Origin of the sequence: Streptomyces sp. NPDC127106, assembly GCF_042677605.1 — a bacterium.
Taxonomy (GTDB): Bacteria; Actinomycetota; Actinomycetes; order Streptomycetales; family Streptomycetaceae; genus Streptomyces.
Genome location: NZ_JBHXTC010000122.1, coordinates 1 through 4,187 on the forward strand (window position 1 = coordinate 1; position 4,187 = coordinate 4,187).

Annotated in this window: 1 protein-coding gene; it reads left to right on the plus strand. The window is 73.5% G+C overall.

All coding sequences use genetic code 11. The annotated features are described in order from the left end of the window. Positions 1-4,187 (plus strand): SDR family NAD(P)-dependent oxidoreductase (locus tag ACFVGY_RS37650; protein WP_385687069.1); only part of this gene is annotated, 4,187 nt, incomplete at both ends.

A 4,187-nucleotide genomic window follows, 5' to 3' on the forward strand; every position in this document is an offset into this window, starting at 1 on the left:
GTCGACTGGTCGGCCGGAGACGTCGAGCTCCTGACGGAGGCCGTGGACTGGCCGCAGACCGACCGGCCGCGCCGCGCCGGCATCTCCTCGTTCGGTCTCAGCGGCACCAACGCCCACACCATCATCGAGGAGGCGCCGGTCGAGAACGGGGACGACACGGCACCCGAGCCCCACGCCGCCGACGCCGCGCCCGTCCTGCCGTTCGTCGTCACGGGCAAGAGCGCGGCCGGGCTGCGCGCCCAGGCGGAGCAGCTCGTGTCGTGGCTGACCGAGAGCCTGCACGTCGCCACCGCCGACACCGCGTACTCCCTCGCCGCCGGACGCTCGGCGTTCCAGTCGCGTGCGGTCCTGGTCGCGGATGCCGCGAACCGTGACGCGGTCATCGGTGGTCTGCGGGGCCTCGCCGCCGGTGAGCAGCTGCCCGGCCTGGTGCAGGGCACCGTGTCGGAGGGCGGGCTGGCCTTCCTGTTCACGGGGCAGGGCAGCCAGCGCCTCGGCATGGGCCGTGAGCTGTACGACGCCTTCCCGGTGTTCGCCGAAGCACTGGACGAAGCATGCGCGCGCTTCGACTCGCAGCTCGACCTCCCGCTGAAGGAGGTGTTGTTCGGTTCCGAAGCCGCTGTGCTGGACCGGACCGAGTACACGCAGCCGGCGCTGTTCGCGGTCGAGGTGGCGTTGTTCCGGCTCGTCGAGGGCTGGGGTGTGCGGCCGGACTTCGTTGCCGGGCACTCGATCGGTGAGATCGCCGCCGCGCATGTGGCGGGCGTGCTGTCGCTGGACGACGCGTGCACGCTGGTCGCGGCCCGTGGTCGGCTGATGCAGGCGCTGCCTGCCGGTGGCGTGATGATCGCCGTGCAGGCGTCGGAGGACGAGGTCCTGCCGCTGCTGACGGACCGGGTGAGCATTGCTGCGGTCAATGGTCCGCAGTCGGTCGTGGTCGCGGGTGACGAGGACGCGGCAGTCGCCGTTGCGGAGGCTTTTGCGGCCGCGGGCCGGAAGACCAAGCGGCTGTCGGTCAGTCATGCGTTCCACTCGCCGCACATGGACGGCATGCTGGACGACTTCCGCCAGGTGGTGGCGGGGCTGGCGTTGGCGGCCCCCACCATCCCGGTCGTGTCGTGCCTGACGGGTGCCGTCGTCACCGATGAGATGGCCTCGGCTGAGTTCTGGGTGCGGCACGTCCGGGAGGCCGTGCGGTTCGTCGACGGCGTCCGCGCCCTGGAAGCGGCCGGCGTGACCACGTACGTCGAGCTCGGCCCGGCCGGCGTGCTCTCCGCACTCGCCCAGGAATGCCTGACGGGTGTGGCCGACATCGCCTTCGTCCCGGTCCTGCGTGCGGGGCGGGTCGAGGCGGAGACCGCCGTCACCGCTCTGGCCCAGGTGTTCGTACGGGGCGTGGCCGTCGACTGGGACGCGTTCTTCGCGGGCTCGGCTGCCCGCCGGGTCGCGCTGCCGACGTACGCCTTCCAGCGGCAGCGGTTCTGGCCGGAGACGGCCCTGTCGAGTGGAAGCACGGCTCCGGCCCGGGCCGGCGACGGGGTCGACGTCCGGTTCTGGGACGCGGTCGAGCGCGGCGAACTGGCAGCCCTGCTGTCCGAACTGGGGGTTGGCGACGACGCTAGTTTCGGCGAGTTCGTCCCCGCCCTGTCGGCCTGGCGCCGGCAGAACCAGGAGCAGGCACGCGTCGACGGCTGGCGCTACCGCGTGCAGTGGAAGCCGCTGACGGCACCCGGGTCGTCCGCGCTGCCGCACGGCGAGTGGATCGCCGTCGTCCCCGCCGCCTGCGAGGGCGACGCCCTGGTCGACTCCGTGGTGGGTGCGCTGGCCGGGCGTGGTGCCGAGGTCCGGCGGGTCGTGGTCGAGGCTGGTGCCGATCGTGGCGTGGTGGCCGGGCTGGTGTCGGGGGCCGGTGCCCCGGTGGCCGGTGTGGTGTCGCTGCTCGCGCTGGACGAGGCCGCGGGTGTCGTGGCCACGGCCGTGTTGGTGCAGGCGCTCGGTGATGCGGGGGTGGAGGCGCCGTTGTGGTGCCTGACCCGCGGTGCGGTGAGTGTGGGTCGTTCGGACCGGCTCGTCTCCGCGGTTCAGGCGCAGGTGTGGGGTCTGGGCCGGGTGGCTGCGTTGGAGTTGCCCGAGCGTTGGGGCGGTCTGGTGGACCTGCCCGAGGTGTGGGACGAGCGGGCGATGGGTCGGCTGGTCGGTGTACTGGCTGGCGGTGTCGCCGGTGAGGACCAGCTCGCGGTCCGCTCCTCGGGTGTCTTCGGGCGCCGACTCGTGCGGGCCGCCCGTGGTGAGGGCGCCGCGTCCTGGGCGCCGTCGGGCACGGTGCTCGTGACCGGTGGCACCGGCGCCCTGGGTGGGCGGGTGGCCCGCTGGTTGGCCGGTGCGGGCGTGGAGCGGCTGGTGCTGACCAGCCGCCGGGGTGAGGACGCTCCGGGTGCGGACGGTCTGGTGGCCGAGCTTTCCGGGCTGGGTGTGGAGGTGTCGGTCGTGGCGTGCGACGCCGCCGACCGGGATGCCCTCCGCACGGTCCTGGCGGCCGAGGCGGAGACCCTGACGGCCGTCGTCCACACCGCCGGCGTCCTCGACGACGGCGTCCTGGACACCCTCACGCCGGACCGCTTCGAGAACGTCCTGCGCGCGAAGGCGACCTCAGCGAACCACCTCCACGAGCTGACCGTCGAACTCGGCATCGAGCTGTCGGCGTTCGTGCTGTTCTCCTCCATGAGCGGCACCATCGGCGCCGCCGGACAGGCCAACTACGCGGCCGCCAACGCACACCTGGACGCCCTCGCCGAGCAGCGCCGGGCCGCCGGACTCGCGGCGACCTCCCTCGCCTGGGGCCCGTGGGCCGAGGGCGGCATGGCCGCCGACGAGGCCCTCGCAGCCCGCATGCGCCGGGACGGCGTGCCCCCGATGACGGCGCAGCCGGCGATCCGCGCCCTCCGCCAGGCCGTCGGCGCCGGCGACGCCGCTCTGACCGTGGCCGACATCGAATGGGACCGGTACCTCGCCGGCCACACCGCCGTACGCCGCACCGCACTGTTCGGTGAGATCGACGAGGTCCGCGCGACCCGTACGGCCACCGAAGCCCGCGCCGACCGGACCGCCGGGCACGCGGACGGCCCGGCCACCCTCTCCGGACGGCTCGCCGCGCTCGCCCCCGCCGAGCAGGAGCGGGAGCTGCTGGACCTCGTCCGTACGCACGTCGCCGCAGTCCTCGGACACGACGGCGCGGACGCGGTGGGCGCGGAACGCGCCTTCAAGGACCTCGGCTTCGACTCGCTGACGGCCGTCGAGCTCCGCAACCGCCTCGGCACGGCCACCGAGCTGCGGCTGCCCGTCACCCTCATCTACGACTACCCGACCGCCGCCGCACTGGCCGACCACCTCCGCGAGGAGCTCGTCGGCAGCGTCCCCGTCTCCGGCACCCTGCTGCCCGCCGCCGCGGCCGTCGACGGCGACCCGATCGCCATCGTGGCGATGAGCTGCCGCTTCCCCGGCGGCGTCCGGACCCCCGAGGACCTGTGGCAGCTGCTCACGGACGGCACGGACGCGGTCGCCGCGTTCCCGGCCGACCGCGGCTGGGACCTGGACCGGCTCTACAGCCCCGACCCGGACCGGCCCGGAACCTCGTACACCCGTGAGGGCGGCTTCGTCACCGACGCTGCCGACTTCGACGCCGACTTCTTCGGGATCTCGCCCCGCGAGGCCCTGGCCATGGACCCGCAGCAGCGGCTCCTGCTGGAGACCTCCTGGGAGACGTTCGAGCGCGCCGGCATCGACCCGACCACCCTGCGCGGAAGCCGCGCCGGCGTGTTCGTCGGCACCAACGGCCAGGACTACCTCTCCCTCGTCACGCGCGATCAGGACGGCCTGGAAGGCCACGTCGGCACCGGCAACGCCGGCAGCGTCCTGTCCGGCCGCGTCTCGTACGTGTTCGGGTTGGAGGGCCCGGCGGTCACCGTCGACACGGCGTGCTCGTCGTCGCTGGTCGCCCTGCACTGGGCGATCCAGGCCCTGCGCAACGGCGAGTGCGAGATGGCTCTCGCCGGTGGTGTGACCGTGATGTCGACGCCCGAGAACTTCATCGATTTCAGTCGTCAGCGGGGGTTGGCGGAGGACGGTCGGATCAAGGCGTTCGCGGCTGCGGCGGACGGTACCGGGTGGGGTGAGGGTGTCGGCATGCT